This window comes from Sporanaerobacter sp. (assembly GCF_047830725.1).
GTDB lineage: Bacteria > Bacillota > Clostridia > Tissierellales > Sporanaerobacteraceae > Sporanaerobacter.
Genome location: NZ_CP181252.1, coordinates 1766334 through 1790153 on the forward strand (window position 1 = coordinate 1766334; position 23820 = coordinate 1790153).

17 protein-coding genes, 20 tRNA genes and 2 rRNA genes are annotated in these 23820 nt (G+C 34.3%); 36 read left to right on the forward strand and 3 right to left on the reverse strand.

Annotated features, from left to right (window positions below; all coding sequences use genetic code 11):
* Positions 1-90: 90 nt before the first annotated feature.
* From ACFWUA_RS08640 to ACFWUA_RS08745, 22 genes are all read left to right on the forward strand, one after another.
* A 23S ribosomal RNA gene (locus tag ACFWUA_RS08640) occupies positions 91-3023 on the forward strand.
* 90 nt (positions 3024-3113) lie between these two features.
* Positions 3114-3232 (forward strand): 5S ribosomal RNA (gene rrf, locus ACFWUA_RS08645).
* Between the two features lie 6 nt (positions 3233-3238).
* A tRNA-Asn gene (locus tag ACFWUA_RS08650) sits at positions 3239-3313 on the forward strand.
* A gap of 7 nt (positions 3314-3320) precedes the next feature.
* A tRNA-Leu gene (locus ACFWUA_RS08655) sits at positions 3321-3410 on the forward strand.
* A 12-nt stretch (positions 3411-3422) separates the two neighbouring features.
* Positions 3423-3499: transfer RNA gene (locus tag ACFWUA_RS08660), tRNA-Met, on the forward strand.
* Between the two features lie 12 nt (positions 3500-3511).
* Positions 3512-3586, forward strand: a tRNA-Glu gene (locus tag ACFWUA_RS08665).
* 6 nt (positions 3587-3592) lie between these two features.
* Positions 3593-3668 (forward strand) — tRNA-Val (locus ACFWUA_RS08670).
* A 54-nt stretch (positions 3669-3722) separates the two neighbouring features.
* Positions 3723-3799: transfer RNA gene (locus ACFWUA_RS08675), tRNA-Asp, on the forward strand.
* 212 nt (positions 3800-4011) lie between these two features.
* Positions 4012-4087: transfer RNA gene (locus tag ACFWUA_RS08680), tRNA-Thr, on the forward strand.
* A gap of 5 nt (positions 4088-4092) precedes the next feature.
* Positions 4093-4178 (forward strand) — tRNA-Tyr (locus ACFWUA_RS08685).
* A gap of 5 nt (positions 4179-4183) precedes the next feature.
* A tRNA-Gly gene (locus ACFWUA_RS08690) sits at positions 4184-4257 on the forward strand.
* An 8-nt stretch (positions 4258-4265) separates the two neighbouring features.
* Positions 4266-4342: transfer RNA gene (locus ACFWUA_RS08695), tRNA-Arg, on the forward strand.
* A 7-nt stretch (positions 4343-4349) separates the two neighbouring features.
* Positions 4350-4426, forward strand: a tRNA-Gln gene (locus ACFWUA_RS08700).
* A 140-nt stretch (positions 4427-4566) separates the two neighbouring features.
* Positions 4567-4642 (forward strand) — tRNA-Lys (locus tag ACFWUA_RS08705).
* A gap of 3 nt (positions 4643-4645) precedes the next feature.
* A tRNA-Ser gene (locus ACFWUA_RS08710) sits at positions 4646-4736 on the forward strand.
* 13 nt (positions 4737-4749) lie between these two features.
* Positions 4750-4840, forward strand: a tRNA-Ser gene (locus ACFWUA_RS08715).
* A gap of 11 nt (positions 4841-4851) precedes the next feature.
* Positions 4852-4928: transfer RNA gene (locus ACFWUA_RS08720), tRNA-Ile, on the forward strand.
* A gap of 23 nt (positions 4929-4951) precedes the next feature.
* Positions 4952-5026: transfer RNA gene (locus tag ACFWUA_RS08725), tRNA-Trp, on the forward strand.
* A gap of 20 nt (positions 5027-5046) precedes the next feature.
* Positions 5047-5122: transfer RNA gene (locus ACFWUA_RS08730), tRNA-Val, on the forward strand.
* Positions 5123-5155: 33 nt separating this feature from the next.
* Positions 5156-5232: transfer RNA gene (locus tag ACFWUA_RS08735), tRNA-Ile, on the forward strand.
* A gap of 14 nt (positions 5233-5246) precedes the next feature.
* Positions 5247-5323 (forward strand) — tRNA-Ile (locus tag ACFWUA_RS08740).
* A 10-nt stretch (positions 5324-5333) separates the two neighbouring features.
* A tRNA-Phe gene (locus ACFWUA_RS08745) sits at positions 5334-5409 on the forward strand.
* A 30-nt stretch (positions 5410-5439) separates the two neighbouring features.
* On the opposite strand, the gene ACFWUA_RS08750 is transcribed toward ACFWUA_RS08745, so the two are convergent.
* Positions 5440-6447, reverse strand: coding sequence for a ribonuclease H-like domain-containing protein (locus ACFWUA_RS08750; protein WP_416197641.1), 1008 nt, complete (start codon positions 6445-6447; stop codon positions 5440-5442).
* Between the two features lie 126 nt (positions 6448-6573).
* On the opposite strand from ACFWUA_RS08750, the gene ACFWUA_RS08755 reads away from it, so the two are divergent.
* The 8 genes from ACFWUA_RS08755 (at position 6574) to ACFWUA_RS08790 (ending at position 14937) form a co-directional block, all read left to right on the forward strand.
* Positions 6574-8175 carry a gamma-glutamyltransferase family protein gene (locus ACFWUA_RS08755; protein WP_416197642.1) on the forward strand — a complete coding sequence of 534 codons (1602 nt, stop codon included), beginning with the start codon at positions 6574-6576 and terminating at the stop codon, positions 8173-8175.
* Positions 8176-8197: 22 nt separating this feature from the next.
* The gene (locus tag ACFWUA_RS08760) at positions 8198-9685 is read left to right on the forward strand and encodes a hypothetical protein (protein WP_416197643.1); all 1488 of its coding nucleotides are present in this window, start codon (positions 8198-8200) and stop codon (positions 9683-9685) included.
* 78 nt (positions 9686-9763) lie between these two features.
* The gene (locus ACFWUA_RS08765) at positions 9764-10771 is read left to right on the forward strand and encodes an acyl-CoA dehydratase activase-related protein (protein WP_416197644.1); all 1008 of its coding nucleotides are present in this window, start codon (positions 9764-9766) and stop codon (positions 10769-10771) included.
* Positions 10743-11852 carry a 2-hydroxyacyl-CoA dehydratase gene (locus ACFWUA_RS08770; RefSeq protein WP_416197645.1) on the forward strand — a complete coding sequence of 370 codons (1110 nt, stop codon included), beginning with the start codon at positions 10743-10745 and terminating at the stop codon, positions 11850-11852. The genes ACFWUA_RS08765 and ACFWUA_RS08770 overlap by 29 nt, the downstream gene beginning before the upstream one ends.
* The gene (locus tag ACFWUA_RS08775) at positions 11827-12804 is read left to right on the forward strand and encodes an acyl-CoA dehydratase activase (RefSeq protein ID WP_416197646.1); all 978 of its coding nucleotides are present in this window, start codon (positions 11827-11829) and stop codon (positions 12802-12804) included. The genes ACFWUA_RS08770 and ACFWUA_RS08775 overlap by 26 nt, the downstream gene beginning before the upstream one ends.
* A gap of 128 nt (positions 12805-12932) precedes the next feature.
* A complete protein-coding gene (locus tag ACFWUA_RS08780; RefSeq protein WP_416197647.1) occupies positions 12933-13349 on the forward strand; it encodes a nucleoside recognition domain-containing protein in 417 nt (138 codons plus the stop codon).
* 11 nt (positions 13350-13360) lie between these two features.
* The gene (locus ACFWUA_RS08785; RefSeq protein WP_416197648.1) at positions 13361-13837 is read left to right on the forward strand and encodes a nucleoside recognition domain-containing protein; all 477 of its coding nucleotides are present in this window, start codon (positions 13361-13363) and stop codon (positions 13835-13837) included.
* A 65-nt stretch (positions 13838-13902) separates the two neighbouring features.
* A complete protein-coding gene (locus tag ACFWUA_RS08790; RefSeq protein WP_416197649.1) occupies positions 13903-14937 on the forward strand; it encodes an HD-GYP domain-containing protein in 1035 nt (344 codons plus the stop codon).
* A gap of 25 nt (positions 14938-14962) precedes the next feature.
* Here ACFWUA_RS08790 and ACFWUA_RS08795 read toward each other — a convergent pair whose 3' ends face one another.
* Positions 14963-15967, reverse strand: coding sequence for a hypothetical protein (locus ACFWUA_RS08795; protein WP_416197650.1), 1005 nt, complete (start codon positions 15965-15967; stop codon positions 14963-14965).
* A 149-nt stretch (positions 15968-16116) separates the two neighbouring features.
* On the opposite strand from ACFWUA_RS08795, the gene ACFWUA_RS08800 reads away from it, so the two are divergent.
* A complete protein-coding gene (locus ACFWUA_RS08800) occupies positions 16117-17184 on the forward strand; it encodes a hypothetical protein (protein WP_416197651.1) in 1068 nt (355 codons plus the stop codon).
* A 154-nt stretch (positions 17185-17338) separates the two neighbouring features.
* On the opposite strand, the gene ACFWUA_RS08805 is transcribed toward ACFWUA_RS08800, so the two are convergent.
* Positions 17339-18340 carry an asparaginase gene (locus ACFWUA_RS08805; protein WP_416197652.1) on the reverse strand — a complete coding sequence of 334 codons (1002 nt, stop codon included), beginning with the start codon at positions 18338-18340 and terminating at the stop codon, positions 17339-17341.
* A gap of 367 nt (positions 18341-18707) precedes the next feature.
* Between ACFWUA_RS08805 and ACFWUA_RS08810 the strand changes: the two genes are divergently transcribed.
* From ACFWUA_RS08810 to ACFWUA_RS08830, 5 genes are all read left to right on the forward strand, one after another.
* Positions 18708-19319 (forward strand): lactate utilization protein, encoded by a 612-nt coding sequence (locus tag ACFWUA_RS08810; RefSeq protein ID WP_416197653.1) that lies wholly within the window; start codon positions 18708-18710, stop codon positions 19317-19319.
* A 23-nt stretch (positions 19320-19342) separates the two neighbouring features.
* Complete coding sequence (locus ACFWUA_RS08815; RefSeq protein ID WP_416197654.1) at positions 19343-20500, forward strand: cysteine desulfurase family protein; 1158 nt, start codon at positions 19343-19345, stop codon at positions 20498-20500.
* 4 nt (positions 20501-20504) lie between these two features.
* Positions 20505-21674 carry a tRNA uracil 4-sulfurtransferase ThiI gene (gene thiI / locus ACFWUA_RS08820; protein ID WP_416197655.1) on the forward strand — a complete coding sequence of 390 codons (1170 nt, stop codon included), beginning with the start codon at positions 20505-20507 and terminating at the stop codon, positions 21672-21674.
* A 78-nt stretch (positions 21675-21752) separates the two neighbouring features.
* Complete coding sequence (locus tag ACFWUA_RS08825) at positions 21753-22379, forward strand: TetR/AcrR family transcriptional regulator (RefSeq protein ID WP_416197656.1); 627 nt, start codon at positions 21753-21755, stop codon at positions 22377-22379.
* Between the two features lie 19 nt (positions 22380-22398).
* Positions 22399-23772, forward strand: coding sequence for a radical SAM protein (locus tag ACFWUA_RS08830; protein ID WP_416197657.1), 1374 nt, complete (start codon positions 22399-22401; stop codon positions 23770-23772).
* The last annotated feature ends 48 nt before the right edge of the window (positions 23773-23820 follow it).

Genomic DNA, 23820 nt, shown 5'->3' on the forward strand with positions numbered 1-23820 from the left:
TTTAAATTTATTTGAACTTTGAAAACTACACAGTAAGAAAAAATTGTCTTATATATAAAATTGTCTTATATATATAATACAATTTTCACTGGTCAAGCTAATAAGAGCATAGGGTGAATGCCTTGGCACCAGTAGCCGATGAAGGACGGGGTAAGCGCCGATACGCTTCGGGGAGCTGCAAGCAAGCTTTGATCCGGAGATTTCCGAATGGGGAAACCTACCTAAACAAACTTTAGGTATCATCTACTGAATACATAGGTAGATGAGGGAACACCAGGGGAACTGAAACATCTAAGTACCCTGAGGAAGAGAAAGAAAATTCGATTTCCTAAGTAGCGGCGAGCGAACGGGAAAGAGCCCAAACTCGTAGAGTTTTCTCTATGAGGGTTGTGGACCGGCATAAAATAAGTATATTTTGTAGTCGAAAAGGTCTGGAAAGGCCTACCATAGAAAGTGATAGTCTTGTAGGCGAAACAAAATAGCTTATAGCCGTGATCCAGAGTACCACGGGACACGTGAAATCCTGTGGGAAGCAGGGAGGACCACCTCCCAAGGCTAAATACTAACTGGTGACCGATAGTGAAGAAGTACCGTGAGGGAAAGGTGAAAAGAACCCCGGGAGGGGAGTGAAATAGAACCTGAAACCCTATGTTTACAAGCAGTGGAAGCACTTTATATGTGCGACCGCGTACTTTTTGTAGAACGGGCCAGCGAGTTACGATATATAGCGAGGTTAAGCTATTAAGTAGTGGAGCCGTAGGGAAACCGAGTCTTAATAGGGCGTTTAGTTGTATATCGTAGACCCGAAACCGGGTGACCTACCCATGGGCAGAGTGAAACGAAAGTAAAATTTCGTGGAGGCTCGAACCGCTTAGTGTTTAAAAACTATCGGATGACCTGTGGGTAGGGGTGAAATTCCAATCGAACCCGGATATAGCTGGTTCTCCTCGAAATAGCTTTAGGGCTAGCCTCAAGATAAGTGACGTGGGGGTAGAGCACTGAATGGTCTAGGGGCACGTAGTGTTACCAAAACCTATCAAACTCCGAATACCATAGTCATGTTTCTTGGGAGTCAGACTACGGGAGATAAGTTTCGTGGTCAAAAGGGAAACAGCCCAGATCACCAGCTAAGGTCCCTAAGTATAGGTTAAGTGGAAAAGGATGTAAGGTTACACAGACAACCAGGATGTTGGCTTAGAAGCAGCCACTCATTTAAAGAGTGCGTAATAGCTCACTGGTCGAGTGACTTTGCGCCGAAGATTTCCGGGGCTCAAACCTATCACCGAAGCTGTGGGATGCATTTGCATCGGTAGAGGAGCATTCTGTACGGGCTGAAGCTATACCGTAAGGAGTGGTGGACTGTACAGAAGAGAGAATGCTGGCATGAGTAGCGATAAGGTAGGTGAGAATCCTACCCATCGAAAGCCTAAGGTTTCCTGAGGAAGGCTCGTCCTCTCAGGGTTAGTCGGGACCTAAGCTGAGGCCAAATGGCGTAGGCGATGGACAACAGGTTGAGATTCCTGTACTACCTACATGCGTTTGAGAAATGGGGTGACGCAGGAGGATAGGCTGAACGCACCGTTGGTTGAGTGCGTCCAAACTTGTAGAGAGCTCCTATAGGCAAATCCGTAGGAGAGTCTTGAGAAGTGATGGGGAGCGAAAATTAAGTAGCGAAGCAGCTGAATCCACACTGCCAAGAAAAGCCTCTATCGAGTATGTTAGGTACCCGTACCGCAAACCGACACAGGTAGGCGAGGAGAAAATCCTAAGATGTGCGGAAGAACCCTTGTTAAGGAACTCGGCAAAATAGCCCCGTAACTTCGGGAGAAGGGGTGCCAATTGAGGTGAAGTACTTGCTACGTAAGCCTTGATTGGTCGCAGTGAATGGGCCCAAGCGACTGTTTACCAAAAACACAGGTCTCTGCTAAGTCGAAAGACGATGTATAGGGGCTGACACCTGCCCGGTGCTGGAAGGTTAAGGGGAAGGGTTAGCGCAAGCGAAGCTCTGAACTTAAGCCCCAGTAAACGGCGGCCGTAACTATAACGGTCCTAAGGTAGCGAAATTCCTTGTCGGGTAAGTTCCGACCCGCACGAAAGGTGTAACGACTTGGGCACTGTCTCAACAAGGGATCCGGTGAAATTGTAGTACTCGTGAAGATGCGAGTTACCCGCGACAGGACGGAAAGACCCCGTGGAGCTTTACTGTAGGCTGACATTGGATTTTGGTATTGCTTGTACAGGATAGGTGGGAGACTTGGAAACCAGGGCGCCAGCTTTGGTGGAGTCAACCTTGGGATACCACTCTTGCAATGCTGAAATTCTAACCAGAGACTGTGAATCCAGTCTTGGGACACTGTCAGTTGGGCAGTTTGACTGGGGCGGTCGCCTCCTAAAGAGTAACGGAGGCGCTCAAAGGTTCCCTCAGCACGGTCGGAAATCGTGCGAAGAGTGTAAAGGCAGAAGGGAGCTTGACTGCGACACCTACAAGTGGAGCAGGAAGGAAACTTGGACTTAGTGATCCGGTGGCTTCCAAGTGGAAGGGCCATCGCTCAACGGATAAAAGCTACCCCGGGGATAACAGGCTTATCTCCCCCAAGAGTCCACATCGACGGGGAGGTTTGGCACCTCGATGTCGGCTCGTCTCATCCTGGGGCTGGAGTAGGTCCCAAGGGTTGGGCTGTTCGCCCATTAAAGAGGCACGCGAGCTGGGTTCAGAACGTCGTGAGACAGTTCGGTCCCTATCCGTCGTGGGCGTAGGAAATTTGAGAGGAGCTGTCCCTAGTACGAGAGGACCGGGATGGACAGACCGCTGGTGCATCAGTTGTCTCGCCAGAGGCACAGCTGAGTAGCTATGTCTGGAAGGAATAAGTGCTGAAGGCATCTAAGCACGAAGTCCCCCTCAAGATGAGATTTCCCACTTTTTAAGGTAAGACTCCAAGTAGACCACTTGGTTGATAGGTCCCAGGTATAAGGGTAGCAATATCTTTAGCTAAGGGATACTAATAAGTCGAGGGCTTGACCAATTATCTTACTGTGTTAGATTTTCAAAATCAAGATTTTGAAAAAATTGCGAATGTAGTTCATTTGTAATTTACAATTGCCGAAAGGCTTTACCTGGTGATTATAGCAAGAGGGTCACACCTGTTCCCATACCGAACACAGAAGTTAAGCCTCTTTAGCTGCCGATGGTACTTGGGTGGCAACGCCCTGGGAGAGTAGGACATCGCCAGATAAATATTCCTGGGTAGCTCAATGGCGGAGCAACCGGCTGTTAACCGGTAGGTTGTGGGTTCGAGTCCCACCCCAGGAGCCAAAATATTGCCGGGGTGGCGGAACAGGCAGACGCACAGGACTTAAAATCCTGCGATCCCTAAAAGATCGTACCGGTTCGATTCCGGTTCCCGGCACCAATTAAATATCATCGCGGGATGGAGCAGTCTGGTAGCTCGTCGGGCTCATAACCCGGAGGTCGTTGGTTCAAATCCAGCTCCCGCAACCATTACAATTTGATGGCCCTATGGTCAAGCGGTTAAGACATCGCCCTTTCACGGCGGTAACCCGGGTTCGAATCCCGGTAGGGTCACCATACTTTGGGCGCATAGCTCAGCTGGGAGAGCACCTGCCTTACAAGCAGGGGGTCATAGGTTCGAGCCCTATTGCGCCCACCAAATCCAACCTAAAGGGTTGAAAGTTATAATTTAAAATTGCCGCAAGGCTAATGTGGCCTGGTAGTTCAGCTGGTTAGAATGCTAGCCTGTCACGCTAGAGGTCGAGGGTTCGAGTCCCTTCCAGGTCGCCATTTATTCTGTCTTCGACAGAAAATTACAAATGTCGGAGCCGCCTAGAATAGTATCTCAGTTTTTGAAGTTTCGATCTTAATAGTTATGCTGGTGTAGCTCAATTGGCATAAGCAGAGAACCAAAATCGTGTATTTCGATTTTGCGTGAATCGCTTAGTCGGAGCCGCCTAGAATAGTATCTCAGTTTTTGAAGTTTCGATCTTAATAGTTATGCTGGTGTAGCTCAATTGGCAGAGCAACTGACTTGTAATCAGTAGGTTGGGGGTTCAAGTCCTCTCACCAGCTCCATATTGGGAGGAGTTCCCGAGTTGGCCAAAGGGGACGGACTGTAAATCCGTTGGCTCAGCCTTCACTGGTTCGAATCCAGTCTCCTCCACCAAATATGCGGGTGTAGCTCAGTGGTAGAGCCCCAGCCTTCCAAGCTGGTTGCGAGGGTTCGATTCCCTTCACCCGCTCCAAAAGACGAGCACCTATAGCTCAGTTGGATAGAGCAACGGACTTCTAATCCGTGTGCCGGGGGTTCGAATCCTCCTAGGTGCACCATTATTGTTGGGATGTAGCCAAGCCGGTAAGGCACTAGACTTTGACTCTAGCATTCCGCAGGTTCGAGTCCTGCCATCCCAGCCATTTATACTTTGACCTATTAGCTCAATTGGCATAAGCAGAGAACCAAAATCGTGTATTTCGATTTTGTGTGAATCGCTTAGTCCGAATTGCTAATTGTTATCAAAGCAGTAAAATAAGTACTGCGATAAACTTAAAAATATGACCCATTAGCTCAGGCGGTAGAGCACCTGACTTTTAATCAGGGTGTCCGGCGTTCGAGTCGCCGATGGGTCACCATATGGAGAGGTACCGAAGCGGTCATAACGGGGCGGTCTTGAAAACCGTTAGGGTCTTCCGGCCCACGTGGGTTCGAATCCCACCCTCTCCGCCATTTGCAAATATACGGAGAAGTACTCAAGTGGCTGAAGAGGCTCCCCTGCTAAGGGAGTAGGTCCTTCACGGGGCGCGAGGGTTCAAATCCCTCCTTCTCCGCCAGTAGTTAGTTTGGGCCTTTAGCTCAGTTGGTTAGAGCGTCCGGCTCATAACCGGCAGGTCCGGGGTTCGAGTCCCTGAAGGCCCACCAAACTTTTTATTGGTCTTGGCTATAGGGGTGTAGTTCAGTGGTAGAACGTCGGTCTCCAAAACCGAATGTCGTGGGTTCGAGTCCTGCCACCCCTGCCAGCCTACATATTTAAAAATAAGGGCGCATAGCTCAGCTGGGAGAGCACCTGCCTTACAAGCAGGGGGTCATAGGTTCGAGCCCTATTGCGCCCACCAAATTCAGCACTTTAAATTGCGTGTAAGCACTAGGGGCTTGTAGCTCAGGTGGTTAGAGCGCACGCCTGATAAGCGTGAGGTCGGTGGTTCGAGTCCACCCAGGCCCACCAAATTCAATCTATAGGGGCCTTTAGCTCAGTTGGTTAGAGCGTCCGGCTCATAACCGGCAGGTCCGGGGTTCGAGTCCCTGAAGGCCCACCATCATCACTTAGCCCAGATAGCTCAGTCGGTAGAGCAGGGGACTGAAAATCCCCGTGTCGGTGGTTCGATTCCGCCTCTGGGCACCATTTATGTCAAAGGGACGTTTTGTTTGCCACCTAATAGGTGGCAAACAAAACGTCCCTTTGACACTTAAACAATTCCAAAATTATATTTTTGATATTATCTATGATGAAATTTTTTTCTATTTGAATTAACACTATATTTTCGGGAAGATTGTATATTGTATTGTCCTTTATATTTAATTTTGGCTCGAAATTTTCTAAATTTACATAAATACACTTTTTCATATTTGATAGAATACCATGCTCTATTTGAAATTGAATTCTTAGCATACCTTTTTTCTGTTCCCAGTTGAAATTATAGCTATTTCCATAGACTATTATTGGTTCTTTTGGGAACTTGTCAGTTACACAGTTTATATTTATCATGTCATTAGATATCTGAAAATTTTTCATTTTAATTTTTAAGAATTTATTCTTAATCTTTTCATGTGATATTTGAATGGTACTTTTCTCTTCAATTACATCCAATATTTTTAGAATATGAGGTAAATAGTATATATCATCATAATTGTGCTTCAAAATTAGTTTTTTGCTTTGTTCATTTTTGTTATTTATATAGTCATAGAAAAGCGAAATACATTGACCTCCAGACAATTCATCATCTCTATTTATGTTCAAGTATTTTTCAATAGATTTAAGTTTTAAATTTTCAATTTCAAATAAGTATTTGTTATCTTTCACTATTTTATATATATCAATTGATTTGGATATAGGTATCTCATAGTCAATATTATATTTTTTATATTTATGATTTAAAAAAGGTATATCAAAGGAATCACCATTAAAGTTAATGATGTAATCAGAATTTTTAAATTCAGGTATTAAAGTTTTAAGTAGCATCATTTCTTCACCTATAGATTCTAAAAGATATTGTTTTAATGTATATTTTCCATCGTCACCTGAAAGAATTCCAACCAAATAGACAGTATCATTATTTCTACTAAATCCGGTAGTTTCTATATCAAAGAAACAAATTCTTGAGTTTTTAAAATACTTTTTTAAATCTAAATTGTATTGAACATTGCTATATAAAGTATCCATTATTTATTCTCCTTTGCTTTTAACCATGATATAATAGAATAAAGATTTCATATATAAAAGATGCAATTATTATTAAATTATATATATTAATCGAGAAAAAATCAAATTGTATAGGAGGCATTTCTAGTGAATTTTGATGCATTGGTATATAGATATCCATCCAGAAGAATGGTCGTATTTGGTAAAAATGGAATGGTAGCTACAAGTCAACCATTGGCAGCTCAAGCGGGATTAGATATTTTAAAAAGAGGTGGAAATGCAATAGATGCAGCTATTGCTACGGCAGCATGTTTGACTGTAGTAGAGCCTACATCTAATGGGGTAGGTGGAGATGCATTTGCTATTGTTTGGGAAAAGGATAAAATTTACGGTCTAAACTCCAGTGGATTTTGCCCAGAAAATTTGACAATAGAGGAATTTAAAAATAGAGGATACAGTAGGATGCCAATCCATGGTTTTGCACCTATAACTGTACCGGGCATTCCTTATGCATGGAGAGAGTTATCTAAACGTTTCGGAAAGCTAAAACTTAAAGATGTATTTACACCAGCAATAAATTATGCAATGGAAGGATTTCCAGTGTCCCCTGTAGTATCGAAAAATTGGGAAAAGGAATTTAAAAAATATTTCAATGAATTGAAAGGTGAAGAATTTGATAGTTTTTTCAAAACTTTTACAACAAACGGGCGAATCCCTAAACCAGGTGAAATATGGGAAAACAAGGATTTAGGAAATACTTTGCTGGAATTGGCAGAAACAGATTGTCTTTCTTTTTATGAAGGAGATATAGCAGAAAAAATTGATAAATTTTCGAAAAAATTTGGTGGATATATAAGAAAGAAAGATTTACTCACATATAAAGCTGAATGGGTAGATCCTATTAGCGTGAACTATAGAGGCTATGATATTTGGGAATTGCCACCAAACACTCATGGAGTAGTAGTTCTCATGGCTTTAAATATTCTAAACAATTTTCAATTATCTTATGAGGAGTCATTATCATATCATGTGATTGTTGAGGCAATGAAACTTGCCTATGTAGATGGGCTAAAATACATAACAGATCCAAATAAAATGGAAATTCCCATTGAAAAATTATTGTCTAAAGAGTATGGTATGGAAAGAGCAAAATTAATCACAAAGGATGCTATTCATCCTTACTATGGAAATCCTGATTTAGGAGGAACTGTTTATCTTGCTGCAGCTGATAGTGAAGGAAATATGATAAGTTATATTCAAAGTAATTACATGGGATTTGGTTCTGGTCTTGTGGTGCCAGGTACAGGTATTAGTTTGCACAATAGAGGTTGCACTTTTTCACTTAATCCAAATGATGCAAATTGCTTGGAGCCAGGTAAAAAGACTTATCATACAATAATACCGGGATTTTTAGGAAAAGATAAAAGGGCTATAGGACCCTTTGGTGTAATGGGTGCATATATGCAGCCTCAAGGACATGTTCAGGTTGTTACTAATCTTATTGATTTTAACCACAATCCTCAAGAAGCTTTGGACAGACCTAGATGGCAGTGGATAGAAGATAAAAAGGTGCTAGTAGAACCTGATTTTTCATTTAATATAAAGGAAGAGCTAATAAAATTAGGTCATGAAGTTGAATATTCAGATGATATAGGAAGTTTCGGTAGAGGTCAAATAATACTTAAAAATGGGGAATCATTAATAGGAGGAACTGAGCCAAGAGCTGATGGCACAGTAGCATCTTGGTAAGAAACTTGAAAGGAGAAAAATTATGGCTATAAATTTTAATATAGAAGATCTAAAAAATTTGGAGAAAGCAGAAATTGAAAAACTTAGCAATGAGGATTTAACTCAAATCATATCTTATTTAAACAATAGACAAATAGAGAAAGTGGGCACCATGTCTTTATATGACGCTATTTTAGGATATATAGATATAAAAGAATTGTTAGAAGAAAATAATATTATAGAAAACATCCAGTCAGAAAGTGAAAAAAAACTTCTCATGGATAATTATAAAATGTTAATAAAGACAGTTGAGAATATTGATGAAATAAAGAGAAAGATAGATGATACAGAGTATGTAAGAAATTTGAGAATTAGTTTAAACGATTTGTCCAACAATTTAGAGCCTTATATAGTAGAAGTATCTTATGTAGAAGAAATAGTTGACTATTATTTAACAAAAAATTTAGCAGAAAAAGAATTTAAAAATGAAAGTTTAGATCAAGGACGGTTAAACAAATTGATCATAGATATTACAAGTTATGTTACAGAAGATATTGAAGATTATTATATTTTTAATGAAAAAATTTCAACCATAATAGAGATGCTCCCATTTAGAATTACTAAAGAAAGATTTTTTGAAATAGTAGAAAGTACATTAAATAGGTGTCTATCTAATGTGTCTAAAACTTATATAGATTATGAAATTAAAAGTTATAAAAAAGCATTTAATGGAGCTATGGAATCTTCTTATGGAATAGCATATGATGACTATTTTAGAAGAGTTCAAGAATTGAAATATGAAAAATTGAAAGAAAAAGATATAGATGAGCTTTCGGAAATTTCTCAGAAGACTAAAGAATTATATGCCGAGATGGAAGGATTGAATTTCATCATAAAAAACATGGGAATACTTACAAATAAATTAATGGCAGTTTCCTTGATAAACTCAAATATAGATAATTTTGAAATAGATGAAAATATTTTAATGATATGGAAAAAATATTTAAAATCAGATAAAAGCAAAAGTATTGAATTAAGAAAAATAATTGACAAGGAACTTTCCATTCTACAAAAAGATATATTTGAAACTAATGAATTGTTAGAAAAAATTAGCTATGAGGCTATTGATAGACCGAATTTAATAGATGATAAACTTAATGATGAATTACTCCTTACTAAAAAGATTCTTAGCTATTACAATGATCTTTCTTTTTTAAGCGAAGATATGTTGCTATATGATGAATTTGATGATATAGAAATAGCAGAAAAAAATTATTTAGATGAAGTATTAAAAAATTTCACTCAATATTTAAACAGGAATATTTCAACTATGACTAATTTAGAGAGAAAAATTAGGATGAGAAGATTGCTATCTAGTATGGAATTTCCTTTTGAAAAGCCAGAGGATTTTATGGATTATATAGAAATTTCATTAGATCCAAGAATTACAAGTAAAGAAGAAATATTAGCTTCTATGATAAATCTATATTATCTGATGAATATGGATGAATTAGATGAATATGAAGATTGAATTTTAATGTAATATTTTTGTTATATTATCCTTCCAATCTGTCAATAATATACTAATGACGATTGGAGGGGTTTTTTTATGTGTAAAATCGGGATACCAAGAGGGATGCTTTTCTATGATTATTATCCTTTATGGGCTGAATTTTTTGAGGAACTTGGAGCTAAAGTAGTTGTGTCTCCAAAGAGCAATAAAGAGATATTAAACAGTGGAGTTCTTAGCTGTGTGGATGAATGTTGCCTTCCAGTAAAAGTATTTCATGGTCATGTAGATTATTTAAAAGATAAAGTAGACTATATATTTATACCTAAAATAATTAGTATTCGAAAAATGGAATACTGCTGTCCTAAAATTTTAGGACTTCCTGATATGGTGAAATTTTCTATAGAAGATTTACCTCCTATAATTGATACCAATATAAATTTAAGAAAGAATAGCTATACTAGTTCGAAATATAAAAAAGCTGTTTATGAAGCTGGGAAATGTGTAATTAAAAATAGTTCTAAAATAAGAAATGCTTATAAAAAAGCTGAAGAATCCTATCAAAGATACTTATATCTTTTAAGCAAAGGAGTAATTCCTATAGAAGCAATTAAGATGTACAATAAAACATTTGTAGATTTAAATTATAATTCAAAAAAACATGATATGAGTATTATGGTTGTAGGACATCCATATAATATATATGATGAGTACCTAAATATGAATATTATTTCAAAATTAATCAACAAGGGAATAAAGGTGATGACTCCTGAAATGGTTAATAAAGATGAGATAATATATTATTCTGCTCAGTTGCCCAAAAGAATGTTTTGGACTTATGGAAGGCGAATAGTTGGTTCAGCTTTTAGTCTTATAGAAAGAGATGAAGTAGATGGAATAATATATTTATCGTCATTTGGATGCGGAATAGATTCTATACTTATAGATTTAATAGAAAGAAAAGCTAAAAATAAAGGAATACCATTTACTCTTCTCACATTGGATGAACAAACAGGGGAAGCTGGTATAGACACTAGGGTAGAAGCCTTTATAGATATGATGAAATGGAGGGATAAAGATGATTTTAACATTTCCACACTTAGGTAATGTGTATATTGCTGGGAAAGCATTTTTAGAAGAATTAGGTCAAGAAGTAGTACCGCCTCCAAGGTGTAGTTCTAGAACTTTAGAGATAGGCACCAAATATTCCCCAGAAAATATATGTTTACCTTTTAAAGTGAATATTGGCAATTATATAGAAAGTATTGAAAAAGGTGCAGACACTATTCTCATAACTGGAAGCTGTGGACCTTGTAGATTTGGATATTATTCTGTATTAGAGCAAAATATATTGTGGGATTTGGGTTACGAGGTAGATATGATAGTGTTTGATCCTATATCTGAAGGATTAGATCAATTGAAAGAAGGACTTTCAAAAGCTTTAAATATAAATAGTTATAAAGATGTAATAAAGGCTGGTAAACTTGGATGGAAACTTATTCAAAAAGCAGATTATCTAACTCAATTGTCTAATGAAAAAAGGGCTTATGCAATAGATAGTTATGAAGTGGACGCTATAATGGAGGAATACTATAAAAATATTGAGAATACCTTTGGGGCAGAGAAGATGCTTAAATTAATGGATGAAGTCGAGTATAGTCTTAAAAATATTCCAATAGACAAAAGCAAAAACCCTATAAGAATAGGGATTGTTGGAGAAATATATACAATTATTGAGCCTTTTGTGAATTTAGAAGTAGAAAAAAAATTAGGTCATATGGGAGTTTATGTGGAGAAAAGTTTGACACCTACCAAATGGGTTAAGCATCATGTGACTAGTTTTCCATTTGGTTCTAAAGAAGAAAATATGAAATATCAATTGGCAAAACCCTATTTGTCTACATTAGTTGGAGGTCATGGAAGAGAAACTGTAGGAAGTGCTGTTTACTATGCAAAACAAGGATTTGATGGAGTTATACAACTTTTACCTTTGAATTGTATGCCAGAGATAGTGGCCAAAAGTATACTGCCTCAAGTGCAGAAAGATTGCAATATTCCAATTATGACTTTGGTATTGGATGAAATGACAGGAGAGGCGGGGTATTTAACAAGACTTGAAGCTTTTGTCGATTTGCTTATGAGAAGAAGGGAGGAAAGAAAAGTTGGAGAATTATTATTTGGGTGTTGATGTAGGAAGTGTAAGTACAAATTTGGTATTGATAGATGATGAAAACAATATTCTTTGTAAGAAATATTTGAGAACTCAAGGAAAACCTATTGAAATACTAAAAGAAGGGCTGAAGGAACTAAAAGAAGAAATTGGAGATGTAAATATTTTAGGGGCAGGTTCCACAGGAAGTGGTAGATATTTAGCCGATTTAATCATAGGGGCTGATATTGTTAAAAATGAAATTACATCTCATGCAATTTCTTCACTAAATTTTATTCCTGATGTTCAAACTATAATTGAAATAGGTGGTCAGGATTCAAAAATAATAATAATAAGGGATGGTATAGTGGTGGATTTTGCCATGAATACAGTTTGCGCAGCTGGAACAGGGTCTTTTTTAGACAGGCAAGCTTATAGACTTGGGATACCTATAGAAGACTTTGGAAGAATGGCTTTAAAGTCCAACAATCCAGTTAGAATTGCAGGTAGATGTGCAGTTTTTGCTGAATCAGATATGATTCATAAACAGCAATTAGGACACAATCAAGAAGATATTGTATGGGGACTTTGTCAAGCACTTGTAAGAAATTATCTAAACAATGTAGGCAAAGGAAAGGATATAAAAGGGCCTGTAATGTTTCAAGGTGGAGTAGCTGCCAATATGGGTATAAAAAGAGCATTTGAATCTCAATTAGGACTAGAAGTTTTTATACCTGAATATTTTGATGTAATGGGTGCAGTGGGGGTTGCAATGCTTGCGAGAAATGAAGTGAAAAAAAAGAAATTTTCAAATTTCAAAGGGCTGGAAATAGCAGATGTAGATTATAAAGTAAGAGGAATAGAATGTAATGGATGTGCTAATGCCTGTGAAATAGTTGAAATATGTGGAGACAATAAAATACTTGCTAGATATGGTGACAAATGTGGAAAATGGTCCAACATAAAAAATGAAAATACAAAATTAGCTTAACCTTAAGTATACTACTTAAGGTTTTTTATTATATGAAGATTCTAATTTTTCTTAGTATATCAATGTTTAAATATAAGTATTTTTTATGTTATAATCATCTTATTAAGATGATAAAAAGGCGGTGCGAAATGTATAAAGAAAGTTTATTTAGAGGATTAAATAAGGGAATTAGAACCACATGGGAATTAACCAAAATAGTGGTACCAGTCTATTTTTTTGTAACTTTTTTAAAGTATACACCTGCACTTAGTTGGGTTTCAAATTTTTTTGCGCCAGTAATGAAAATAGTAGGTCTTCCTGGAGAAGCTTCTCTTGCTTTAGTGTTAGGTAATATGATAAATCTTTATGCAGGTATTGGAGCTATTGCTAGTTTAAATTTAACAATAAAGCAGATAACTATATTGGCTATAATGCTTTCTTTTTCTCACAGTTTATTTCTTGAAACAGCTGTAGCAAAAAAGACAGGAGTCAATGTAACTTTAATACTTTTAATAAGAATTTCACTAGCGATAATTTTTGGAATATTGTTTAATATTATATTGTAGGAGGAATGAATATGGATTTTGTTGGATTTTTAAAAGAAAGCACATTTGGTAGTCTGAACTCTATATTTGATATGGCAAAGATAGTTATTCCACTTATGATAGTTATGGAAATGTTAAAGGATTTAAATATTCTTGATAAAATATCTGATTTTTTTAAACCTGTTGCAAAATTTTTTGGAATATCAAGTGAATCAACTTTTCCGTTAGTTATAGGACTTATATTTGGACTAGCCTATGGTGCAGGTGTAATTATTGAAAGTGCTAAAGAAAATAATTTATCTAAAAAGGATTTATATATTTTAATAATATTCTTAGTTGCTTGCCATTCAGTGTTTGAAGATACTTTGTTATTTGTAGCTATGGGTGCAAATGGGTTTTTATTGTTGCCATTGAGAATTGGTATAGCTATTGTTATTTCTTTTATGGCTTCTAAAATATTAGATAAAATTAATATAAATAAAAATAAATTACCAGAACATATCTTATGAAAAAGAGGAATTATTGTATTTTTATAGAATATATTAGGGAATGATGTTATGGGAGGGGATAACTAGTGACTGTTGCTGATGTTAGAGATTTAAAACCAGGTATGGTTATAGATAAAGATATAGTAAATATGAGAACTGGAGCAATTCTTATAGGCAGTGGTACTGTTTTAAACAGGAAACTTATACTTCATATAAAAAATTTAGGTTTAAAAGAAGTAGATATTTTTGACGAAAAATCTTTTTTAAAAGAACATCCAGAAGATAGTTTAGTGATTAAATATGAAAAATTATCGGATAAAGTTGAAAATACATTTAATGATATAAAAATTGGCAAGAAAATCATTTTGACTGAAATAAGTGATGAAGTGGATGATTTAATAGTTGAATTGATAAGTAATAACAACATATTAGGTAGATTGAAACAACTTGAAAAAAGAGACAATTATACATTCAATCATTCTCTTGATGTGTGTATGTTAGCTACTATGGTTGGAAAATGGCTTGGATATTCTCAAATTCAGCTAAAACAACTATCAATGGCTGGAATTTTTCATGATATTGGGAAACTCAAAATATCTGATGATATTATAAACAAACCAGAAAAACTTACAAAGACGGAGTTTGAAATAATAAAAAAGCATCCTATTTATGGATATGATATATTAAATGAAACTGTGGGTATTAGTAGAAATGTTGCAATAGGGGTTCTTCAACACCACGAAAGACAAGATGGGAGCGGATATCCTTATGGTTTAAAGGGAAATGAAATTCATGAGTTTGCTAGGATAATTGCTATATGTGATATATATGATGCTATGACTTCAAACAGAGTATATAAAAGAAAAGAGTCACCATTTTTAGTAGCAGAGCATTTAGATGATGAGAGTTTTAGAAATTTGGATCCTAGAATCACTAGAATATTCCTAGATAACATATCTAAATTTTATGTGGGAAGTAAAGTAAAATTGAGCAATGGTGAAGTAGGTGATATTATTTTTGTCAATCCACAGATGCCTACAAAACCTATAGTTAAAGTTGGAGAAAAATATATAAATTTTTTAGAAGAAAAAAAATTGCAAATAGTTGATATAATAAAATAGGTGCTCAATTGAGCACCTATTTTATCTATTGTTCTTCCAAATCTTCATAGGTGTCTGAATAAACTTCTTGTGAAATTGTTCCTTCATCTTCATCTAAAGAGTGAGGTCTAGGACAAGGAGATGGATTGTTGCTACTTTCATCTATTTGTTTAGGAAATAGAGTTGGGAAGGTGGTACAAATTGGAGACACTTCAGGGGACAATACTGGGAATCCTGTAGATAAAACACAAAGTTGTACAGGAACTATTACTTTCTTTTCGCATGATATACAAACTGCAATAATAAGATTAATTCTTACTGCTCCAGTATTAGGATCAATTGAAATATCTCTGGTGATGCTGTTTGTAGCCAATCTAGTTTCACAATTTATATTGCAAAATTCTGCAAATCTTGGGAAGAAAGCTGAATTAAATACAGATGGAATACATAGTTCAAAGAAATTGGTCATAACTATTGGATTTGAAGCAGGAGCAATGGGAACAGTACTAGTTAAAGTTACCCTTGATTTTCTACATCTAGAATCTTGCACCAATGCATCTATTTCTACAACAACATTTCCAGATATTTTAACAGTTTGAGTTCCAAATATTGGTGTACCTTTTCCGCTTTCATCACAATCTGTGGTATTAGCAAATATTATTTTTTCAGTTTGCATTCCATCTGGACCTACAACTGTAATTGGTGTACCTTTTCCATCTTCTACAAAATCTCCTCCAGAAAGGACAGTTTCAGGTTCTACAACTAAGTTTTTTGGATCCAGAGCATCTTTTGGATTGAAGAATTTTCTGCATCTTATATCTAGTATTTTAACAATTCTTGCATTGTGACCTATTGAAGGAGTAAAAGCTTGATTTGTTACAGTTCTAAGAGCTTGAAGGTTTACTAAAACAGCATCATATACCTTTTGTACGAATATTGGCTCTGGGCGTACTCTTCTTAAAGTGCCATCCCATTCGCAACCTGTTGTACCTTTACAACATCTATCTGTAACACTCATTTCTGATATATCAGATTTAATATCGGGATTCATAAATCTACTACCTCCTTTAAAACTTTATTTTTAAACTTACTTCTCAATTTCAATATATTCTTTTAGATAAGCATGTGTTACATAGTGAGGAATATTTTGAACACAATTGCCATATTTATATACAAAGATTTTATATAGGTGGTGTATTTATGACTTTTTATAGTGAAAAGATTTCTATATTGACAGATAGTTGTCAGAATGTCTGTAGTTTTCAATGGAGAAATAAAACGATTTTTGCATATTTTTTCAATATTTCAAGTGGAGAAATGGAAAAGAAAATAATAGTAGAGGATTCCCTAGAAGAATATGATGTAGCTATAGGGGAGAATGACTATATTTATTTAATTTATCAAAATATTGATAGACATCTCGTTTTAGTCACTATATTTAGAGACTATATAGATATAGTGACTTTGACAGAAGAACCTATTTCAAATGTATATGATTTAAGCATATTGTTAGATAGAGAAGAAATTCATATATTTTACAATACTCTTTTAAAGGAAGATGAAAAAGTATATAGATTATATCATCATCATTATGATGAGAATACATGGATTACAAATATTGTAGAAGATATAAAAGTTAAGCAGGTATTGAATTCTTTCTGTTTAACGCTGAAAGATTATAGCATTTTTATTTTTTATTATGACTGTGTAGAAGAGGAAGAAGAAATTTTTCTTAAAAAATATGATACTGTTCAAAAGAAATGGCTTGAAAAGCAAAAAATTACATATGGATTTAATTCAAAATTATATATGGATATTTTAATTGAGAAAAATATATTGCATATTGTTTATAGTCAGAACTTTGATGGGAATTTATCTATAGTTTATGAAAAATATGACATTGTTGGAGTTGAAGCAGTACTTCTTAAAAAAGAAATATTATCCAATGCAGAAAATTGCTTATATCCTACAATTATAAAATATGAAGATAAACTTTGGGTAGCTTGGATAGAATATGATGCTGTATTGAGTAGATTTAGTATAGATGGAGGGGAAAATTGGAGTAGTATATATCTTTGGAGAAAATCCAAAAGCATAGATATTGTTAGATACAAATATGGAGATAATTCAATAAAAGAAAATAACAAGAAATTAAATTATTCTTTTGGTAGTATCTATCCTGAAATTTCTTTTATTGGTTTTGGACCTTTAGAAGATGTACAAGAAATTCCTATAAAAAAAAAGTACAGGAAGATACCAAGATTTTAGAAATGGGAGAAATGATAAAAGAAATAAAAAATCAAATAAAAATACTCAATGAAAGATTAGATTATATAGAATTCTATTTAGACAGAAGAAGTAGGGGATTTTTCTTAAGAAACAAAAATAGATAGTGCTACTTTATATCAAGTAGCACTAAAATTTAGTTTTTTCTATATTCATCTTTTTCGAATAATTTTCTTATTGTTTCTATATCATTTGTGGTACTTAAAGCAAGCATAAGTTTAATTCTTGCCTTTTGCCCAGGAAGATTTCCACCAAATATCACGCCCAATTCTCTCAAATGTTTTCCCCCACCTTCATATCCATATGTATCAAGAACTCTTCCAGTAGGACATCTTGACACCAATACAATAGGGATGTTTTTTTCAATACATCTTTTGACTCCATCAATCATTTGAGGAGGTATATTTCCCCTTCCTAAAGCTTCAAGTACTATTCCTTTATAATCTGAATCTATACAATAATTTATAATATCTGAATTCATTCCTGGAACACATTTTAAAAGCATAACTTTTGTTTCAATACTATCAGTATCTATAAAATCTCTTGACAATATATTTCTATAGAATATGACTTCATCATTGTCTACTATTCCAAGTGGACCAAATTCTGGAGATTTAAAAGTATCTAAGGCTAATGTATTTGTCTTAGTTACTTCACTTGCTGCATTTACTTCATTGTTCATGACTACCAAAACACCTTTATTTTTAGCCTTTTCTGAAATAGCTGTACATATAGCTGCTGAAAGATTGCTAGAACCATCATATCCTAGTTCAGAACTATTTCTCATAGCTCCAACAACTATTACAGGTTTTTCTGATTGTATAGTTAAATCTAAAAGATATGCAGTTTCTTCTAATGTATCTGTACCATGAGTTACAACAATGCCACAAATATCATCTCGAGAAATCGTTTTCTTTACAAGAGCATCTAAATCCATCATCATTTCTGGCGTGATGTGTGGACTTGGATAATTTCCAAAATTAATTATTTCTAATTCAGTAAATTTTTCTACATTAGTGACCATTGCTAGAATTTCTTCGCTAGTCAAAGCTGGAATAGCTGCATGAATACGTGGATCTACTTTCATTGAAATAGTTCCGCCAGTAAATATTATTGCTACTTTGTTAGAAGCAGACATTTTTTAGCCCCCTTATATATTAAAATTGTTTCTAATAGCATTTTACCACGAATTTATAATATTTGCATAAAAAAAGAAAAAAAAAGACTCCTAAAAGGAGTCTTTACATCCACAAGGGATGTCACATAAAACCGTTCAAAAGGGGTATTGGGAATAGAGATCTTATTTGAGGTTACCAGGGGGATAACCACAAACAAATTATAGCAAATTCCGACATGTTTTGCAAGACTTTTTAAAAAAAAATTTTAAAATACTTAAAAAAATATGTACCAATAAACTATGCCTTTAATAATATCTAAAAATTATATATAATATTATTAAATTGTTTATAATATAAATATAACAACATAAGCATAGGGGGGTAAATATGGAGGAAAGAGTTAGAAGTACAATGGACAACTTAAGGAAAAATGGGTTTGAAGTTAAATTTTTCGACAATATCAAAGAAGCAAAAAACGACATAATTCGACAAATACAAGTTGATGATACTGTAGGTATTGGAGGTTCTATGACAGTGTTCGATATGAACATTTATGAGGAGTTGAAGGAAAAGGGAATAAATGTGTTTTGGCATTGGAAAGTTCCTGACGAGGAAAAAATGCAAGCTAGAAACAATGCTGATAAGGCAAAAATCTATATTACAAGTACAAATGCTATTACAGAGGATGGAAAACTCATAAATATGGATGGTGTAGGAAATAGGGTTAGTTCTATGTTTTATGGGCATGAAAAAATTTATATAATCGCAGGAATAAATAAAATTTGCAAAGACTATGAAGGAGCAAGAAATAGAATAAGAAATATAGCTGCACCTAAAAATGCTGAAAGATTAAAATTAGATACTCCATGTACTATTACTGGAAAGTGTGTGGACTGTAGCTCTCCTTCAAGAATATGCAATGTAGAAGTGATACTTCATAAAAAACCTTCCAATGCGAATGTATTTATTTTTCTTGTAAACGAAGAACTAGGATATTGAGCTAAAGATGATGAGGTGATAAAGTGGAAATATATTTAGACAATTGTGCTACAACTAAACCAAGGGAAGAAGTAATTGATGAAATAAATTATATGCTAAAAACATGTTATGGAAATCCTTCTTCTCTTCACAGATTGGGACTAAATGCTGAAAAAAAAGTCAATGAATCTAGAGAGATAATAGCTAATTTTTTAAATGTCAGAAAAGATGAAATATATTTTACTTCTGGTGGAACTGAAAGCAACAATTTAGCTATTCAAGGTATAGTAGAAAAAAATATAAGATCAGGACGTCACATTATTACAACTAAAATAGAACATCCTTCAGTATTGAATGTTTTTAAGTATTATGAAAACAAAGGTTACAATGTGACATATTTAGATGTAGATAGATATGGTTTTATAGATCTAGAACAATTTGAAAATAGTTTAGATGATTCTACAATCCTTGTATCCATAATGCTTGTAAACAATGAAATTGGAACTATTGAGCCCATTTGGCGTATTAGAGAAATATTAAAAGATAAAAAATCTAATGCACTATTACATGTAGATGGCATACAAGCTTTTGGGAAAATACCTTTGTATTTAAAAAAATGGGAAGTAGACACATTTTCTTTTAGTGGACACAAAATTTATGGTCCTAAAGGAGTGGGTGGCTTATATATACGAAAAGGTGTTAATTTAGACCCTATAGTATTTGGAGGGAATCAAGAAAAAGGATTGCGTTCAGGAACTGAAAATACATTAGGTATTGTAGGAATGGGCTGTGCTGTTGACATAATGAGTAGAAATTTTCATGAGGAAAGGGAAAAAGTTGATGAACTTAAAAAATATTTCGTTCAAAGAGTGTCAGAAGAAATATCTGATATAAAGGTAAATAGTGGTGTAGATGAAAATTTTTCTCCATATATAGTCAATGTAACTTTTTTAGGAATTAGGGGAGAGGTATTGTTACATTTTTTAGAAGATAGTGGAATATATGTTTCTACAGGTTCTGCTTGTTCTTCCCATGGAAAAGGTGGCAGTCATGTTTTAAGTGCTATTGGGCTTAAGAACAATGAGATAGAGGGAGCTATAAGATTTAGTTTTTCATATTCAAATACAAAAGAAGAAATTGATTATGCAGTAGATAAGCTTAAAAACTCAGTATCAGATATAAGAAAAGTAACTATGAGGTGATTGTGTGGATAAAGTGATAAGTGTTAGTTTAGGAGAAGTAGCTTTAAAGGGTTTGAACAGAGGATATTTTGAAAATAAGTTGCTAAAGCAAATAAGAAGTGCTACAAGAGAATTTGGTTCACCCAATATTTATAAAGAACAAGGTAAAATGTATATTGAAGCAGAAGAAAACTATTTTGATCAGATCATAAACAGACTCAAAAAAGTTTTTGGAATAGTTTATATAAGTCCCTGCATTAGAGTAGAAAAGGATATCGACATTATAGAAAAAGCTTCAATATTGGCTGTAGAGGAAACTTTAGAAAAAAGAGATATAAGTACTTTTAAGGTAAAGACAAATAGAGTGGATAAAGATTTTCCCATAAAATCTCCAGATATGTCAAAAAAAATTGGCAGTGTTTTACTTAAAAATATTGATGGGATAAAAGTAGATGTTCATAATCCAGAACTTTATCTTTATATAGACATTAAAGATAAATGTTATATATATACAGAGAGATACAAGGCTCAGGGGGGGCTTCCTCTTGGAACAAATGGGAAAGGACTTCTTTTATTGTCTGGAGGTATAGATAGCCCTGTAGCAGGATTTATGATGGCCAAAAGAGGTGTAAGCCTTAGTGCAGTCCATTTTCATAGCTATCCTTTTACCAGTGAAAGGGCAGAACAAAAAGTAAAAGAATTAGCAAGACTATTAGCTAGGTATTCTGGTGATATGCATCTTTATAGTATAAATATAATTGATATACAAAAAGAAATTCATGAGAAATGTCCAGAAAATCAAATGACTATCATAACTAGGAGATTTATGATGAGAATAGCAGAAAAAATTGCACAAAGTCAAGATATAAATGCTCTTATTACTGGAGAGAGTTTAGGTCAAGTAGCAAGTCAAACAATAGAAGGCATTGGAGTAACTAATTCGTCAGTTTCTATTCCTATATTGAGACCTCTAATAGGCTTTGACAAAGTAGATATAATAAGCATAGCAAAAGAAATTGAAACATATGAGACATCGATTTTACCTTTTGAAGATTGTTGTACAGTCTTTTTGCCAAAACATCCATTGACGAGGCCCAAATTAGAGAATATTGAAGAAGCAGAAAGAAAATTAGATATAGAGTATCTTGTAGATAAAGCTATTTCAAATGCTATATTTTCAGTTATAGAACCGTAGAAGCTATCACAAAAGGTTAAATAATAAATTAACTTTATTGACAATGAAATCTTTTGTGATAAAATTAAATAGACAGGTATGTCGATAAAAATGGAAGGAGGAGAAGCAGATAACTTGCCTAAAATTGTAGATTATGAAATTAAAAAGCAAGACATTATAGAAAAAGCTAAAGAAGTATTTGCAAAACGAGGTTATTACAACACAAATATATCAGACATATCAAAGAGCTGTGGAATGGGAAGAACTACAATTTATCAGTATTTTAAAAATAAGGATGAAATTTTTTATTATTCAGCAAAAGATGCATTAGCGGAAATAAAAAGAAAAGTAGAAATTATAGTAGAAGATGATACATTAAGCTTCATAGAAAAATTGAAGAAACTAGTATTTGAAATAACCAGTGAATATGAACATAACTACATTTTTGTATTATTGGCAGAAATATGGATTATTAGCAAAAGAGAAAGAAATGAGTTTTTAGAATCACTGTCAGAGCATATTGAAGATTTTAAAAAGGCTATAAAGGACTTAATTTCTCAAGGTATTAAGGCCAAAGAGATTAAACCTGTTGACAGCGAAAGTATGGCAAATACCATATATTATTTTATTGAATCATTGATAATACAAATATCCACTAGCAACAATGTGGATATAAATAAAAAAATAAGTTCTGTTAATGTTTTAATTGATGGACTAAAAGCTTAAAAATGAAGGGGGAATTTTCATGGCAAGTGTAAAACAAGTTTTGAGCACTGCTTTGATGAATGAAGGGTTAAAGTATATTGAGAAAGATCCAATGGAGAATATGCCTAAATTGTTAGATTGGGCAGAAAAAATCATCACAAAGGAAAACCATAAAAGATATCTAGAAAATTTCAGAGAAATCGTAGCTAATCCTGAAAGCAACTGGTATAAACTTATGGAAAGATATTTTGACGAATTGTCACCAAATACAAGAAAGAAATTCTTAATAAACTATATGGTGAATTCGGGTATAATTGGGATTCCTATGCAAGATAAGGCGAAGAAAAAATACAATTGCAATGTTCCATGGGCAATACTTATGGACCCAACTAGTGCATGTAATTTAAAATGTACAGGTTGCTGGGCTGCTGAATATGAAAAAACAGATTCTCTAAGCTATGATACATTGGATAGAATAATTAGAGAAGGAAAAGAACTTGGAATATATATGTATATATTCTCTGGTGGAGAACCTCTAGTTAGAAAAAATGATTTAGTTAAACTTGCTGAAACTCATAGTGACTGTTCTTTCCTTTCATTTACAAATGCAACATTGGTAGATGAAGAATTCGCTAAAAAACTAGGCGAATTGGGAAATTTCGGACTTGCAATAAGCGTTGAAGGTTTTGAAGATACTACAGATATGAGAAGAGGAAAAGGTACTTTTGACAAAGTAATGCATGCTATGGATTTACTTAAGAAAGAAGGAGTAGTATTTGGATTTTCCACATGTTACCACAAATACAATGTGGATGTAGTAGGTTCAGAAGAGTACTTAGATTTATTGATAGATAAGGGATGTATGTTTGGCTGGTATTTTACTTATATTCCAATAGGAAAAGATGCTGTAACTGATTTATTAGCTACACCAGAACAACGTGAATATATGTATCACCAAGTTAGAAAGATGAGAAAAGAAAAACCAATATTTATATTAGATTTCTGGAATGACGGAGAATATGTAAATGGTTGTATTGCTGGAGGAAGAAACTATTTCCATATAAATGCTAATGGAGATGTTGAACCTTGTGCATTTATCCACTATTCTAATTTAAATATAAAAGATGTAAGTTTGGTTGAAGCACTTCAATCACCATTGTTTATGCAATATAAAGAAAATCAACCATTTAACGAAAATCACTTGAGACCATGTCCATTGCTAGACAATCCTGAAAAATTGAGAAGTATGGTTAAAAAATCAGGTGCTTATTCAACTCAACCTATGGATAGAGAAGAAGTAGAAGATTTAACTGCTAAAACTGAGGAAATATCAAAAGAATGGGCAAAAGTAGCAGATAGGTTATGGAATGAATCTCAAGCCAAAAAAGCAAAAGAAGCTGAACAAGAGGCTTAATTTATAATGAAAAATTAAATAAAAATAAGCTGGTGTATTCCAGCTTAT

Bases quoted from the DNA above. Each gene is read 5' to 3' on its own strand.
- ACFWUA_RS08805 (WP_416197652.1), bottom strand. From the start codon at position 18,340: ATGTCTGCTTCTAACAAAGTAGCAATAATATTTACTGGCGGAACTATT.
- ACFWUA_RS08750 (WP_416197641.1), bottom strand. From the start codon at position 6,447: ATGGATACTTTATATAGCAATGTTCAATACAATTTAGATTTAAAAAAG.
- ACFWUA_RS08785 (WP_416197648.1), top strand. From the start codon at position 13,361: ATGGATTTTGTTGGATTTTTAAAAGAAAGCACATTTGGTAGTCTGAAC.
- ACFWUA_RS08800 (WP_416197651.1), top strand. From the start codon at position 16,117: ATGACTTTTTATAGTGAAAAGATTTCTATATTGACAGATAGTTGTCAG.
- ACFWUA_RS08810 (WP_416197653.1), top strand. From the start codon at position 18,708: ATGGAGGAAAGAGTTAGAAGTACAATGGACAACTTAAGGAAAAATGGG.
- ACFWUA_RS08770 (WP_416197645.1), top strand. From the start codon at position 10,743: ATGATTTTAACATTTCCACACTTAGGTAATGTGTATATTGCTGGGAAA.
- ACFWUA_RS08780 (WP_416197647.1), top strand. From the start codon at position 12,933: ATGTATAAAGAAAGTTTATTTAGAGGATTAAATAAGGGAATTAGAACC.
- ACFWUA_RS08795 (WP_416197650.1), bottom strand. From the start codon at position 15,967: ATGAATCCCGATATTAAATCTGATATATCAGAAATGAGTGTTACAGAT.
- ACFWUA_RS08825 (WP_416197656.1), top strand. From the start codon at position 21,753: ATGTCGATAAAAATGGAAGGAGGAGAAGCAGATAACTTGCCTAAAATT.
- ACFWUA_RS08760 (WP_416197643.1), top strand. From the start codon at position 8,198: ATGGCTATAAATTTTAATATAGAAGATCTAAAAAATTTGGAGAAAGCA.
- ACFWUA_RS08830 (WP_416197657.1), top strand. From the start codon at position 22,399: ATGGCAAGTGTAAAACAAGTTTTGAGCACTGCTTTGATGAATGAAGGG.
- ACFWUA_RS08765 (WP_416197644.1), top strand. From the start codon at position 9,764: ATGTGTAAAATCGGGATACCAAGAGGGATGCTTTTCTATGATTATTAT.